Source organism: uncultured Porphyromonas sp., assembly GCF_934359325.1.
Lineage (GTDB): Bacteria > Bacteroidota > Bacteroidia > Bacteroidales > Porphyromonadaceae > Porphyromonas_A.
In genome coordinates this window covers 1-2,168 of sequence record NZ_CAKRLH010000246.1, presented here as the reverse complement: position 1 = coordinate 2,168, position 2,168 = coordinate 1, and the positions used below count along the sequence as shown (strand labels likewise).

3 protein-coding genes are annotated in these 2,168 nt (G+C 59.2%); all 3 read left to right on the top strand.

The features are described 5' to 3' along the window. Positions 1–693, top strand: a 693-nt coding sequence (locus tag Q0F21_RS07410) for an HAD family hydrolase (RefSeq protein WP_297238740.1), incomplete at its 5' end; no start/stop codon positions are given. Further along, positions 677–1,411 carry an RNA methyltransferase gene (locus tag Q0F21_RS07405; protein ID WP_297238739.1) on the top strand — a complete coding sequence of 245 codons (735 nt, stop codon included), beginning with the start codon at positions 677–679 and terminating at the stop codon, positions 1,409–1,411. The genes Q0F21_RS07410 and Q0F21_RS07405, both read left to right, overlap by 17 nt. 5 nt (positions 1,412–1,416) lie before the next feature. Continuing rightward, positions 1,417–2,091 (top strand): peptidylprolyl isomerase, encoded by a 675-nt coding sequence (locus Q0F21_RS07400; RefSeq protein ID WP_297238737.1) that lies wholly within the window; start codon positions 1,417–1,419, stop codon positions 2,089–2,091. Positions 2,092–2,168 lie beyond the last annotated feature (77 nt).

Sequence of the window (2,168 nt, the reverse complement as noted above, 5' to 3'; positions counted from 1 at the left end):
CCACCCGAGGAGCCGAAGCTGGTCCTCCTCGATATGGACGGCGTACTCGTGGACTCCATGCCGATCCACGACTATGCTTGGCGAACCGCTGCAGACAAGTATAAGCTGAAGTACGAGGCGGGAGAATTCTTCCGCGCCGAGGGGATGAAGGGTCGGGACACCATTATCCTCCTCTATCGGAAGACCTTTGACGAAGAGCCTACGGAGGACTTCATCGAGGAGGTATATGCCTACAAGACGCACCTCTTCGAGGAGAGGCAGGCTGATCTCCTTCGCCCCATTCCTCATGTCCGGGAGCTGATCCTTTACCTCAAGGAGGTGCGGGGGATCGACCTCGGCGTGGTCACCGGCAGCACGACAGCCAATGCGCTCTCCCGGATAGGGACCTACTTCGAGGGGCTCTTCACGGAGGAGCAGCTGATCACGGCAGACAAGGTGGAGAAGGGGAAGCCCGACCCGGAGCCCTATCTCCGGGGGATGAGCCTAACCGGGCACAGCGCCGGCGAGACGCTTGTGGTGGAGAATGCTCCCCTGGGGGTCCGCTCGGCAGTTGCCGCCGGAGCATTTACGGTGGCCGTGGCTACCGGTCCCATCCCTGAGGAGATCCTTCGGCACGAGGGAGCAAATCTCATTTTTCCCAATATGCGGGCTCTGCTTGCTTGGTGGCGCGTGACCTATGGAGAAGCTGTCTGAGAGGGAGAGCAAGCTGATCCGCTCCCTTAGGCTTAAGAAGAATAGAGATGCCTCAGGGCTCTTCGTCGCAGAGACGGTCAAGGTGGTCGAGGAGATGCTCCCCTACTTTGACACTGAGCTACTGCTGGTCACGGCACCGACTGAGCTGCCTGTCGAGGAGTCGAAGGTGCGGCTCGTCACTGAACGGGAGATGAAGAGGGTGTCTCAGCTCGACTGCCCCTCGGACTGCCTTGCTCTGCTGAGGATCCCCGAAGCGGAGACGGTCGGCCGGCTCGAGGGACTGGTGGTAGCACTGGATGAGGTGCAGAATCCCGGCAATATCGGCACCATCATCCGTCTCTGCGACTGGCTCGGCATCGGCACCCTGCTGATGAGTCGCGGATGCGCCGATCCCTACGGGGCTAAGGTGGTCCAGTCGACCGCCGGTGCTCTCGGCGCCCTCACGATACACTATGATATAGACCTCGCCGCCACGCTGAGCGGCTACGACGGAGCGATCATCGCTGCCGACCTGGACGGCGAGCCGATCGGTCAGGCATCGGTGCCCCGGGAGGCGGTGGTGCTCTTCGGCAACGAGGGACACGGCTTCAGTCCCGAGGTGAAGTCTCTCTGCACAGAGACCATCCTGATCCCGAAGTCGTCCTCAGCCGCCGGGGACTCGCTCAATGTCGCTATCAGCGCCGCCATCATCCTCTCCCACTTCTCTCAGATCATCTAAGGCTTATGAATCACCGCACTCTATTCGTCACTCTTTTTCTCACCCTTCTCCTCTCACTCAGCGCAGCAGCAGAGGAGACGAAGTCCACTTACGTCCGCTTCAAGACGAATAAGGGCGACTTCGTGATCGAGCTCTACGACGAGACGCCACTCCATAAAGTGAACTTCCTCTCCCGTGTAAGGGAGGGGGCGTACGACGGGACCACCTTCCACCGCGTCATCCGCAACTTTATGGCACAGGCCGGTGGGGGACTTAAGGGCGGCAGGGATCCCAAGGGGACCTACATCGACTCCCTCAGCCGTGCGACCGTAGAGGCGGAGATACTCTATCCCAAGCTATTCCACAAGCGGGGCGCAGTGGCTGCCGCCCGCGTGGGCAATGACATCAATCCTGAGCGAAGGAGCGACGGACTACAGTTCTACATCGTGATGGGGCAGTTTTATCTCGAGGGGGAGCTAAAGCAATTTGAGAGCGAGGAGCGACCGATGCCGGAGGAGGTGAAGAAAGCCTACATGACCGAGGGCGGCACCCCTCATCTCGATGGAGAGTACACCGTCTTCGGACAGATCGTCTCCGGGATGCGTACGATCGAGAAGATCTGCGCCACCGAGACCGACGAAACAGATAAGCCTCGCAAAGAGATCTACATCAAGTCAGCCAAGGTCGTCAGTCGCCCATAGGCTGGGAGATAGTAGAAAAATGGTAACTTTACGGAAACGTAAACCACCAACTACTATCAATAGAGCTATGAGCGATA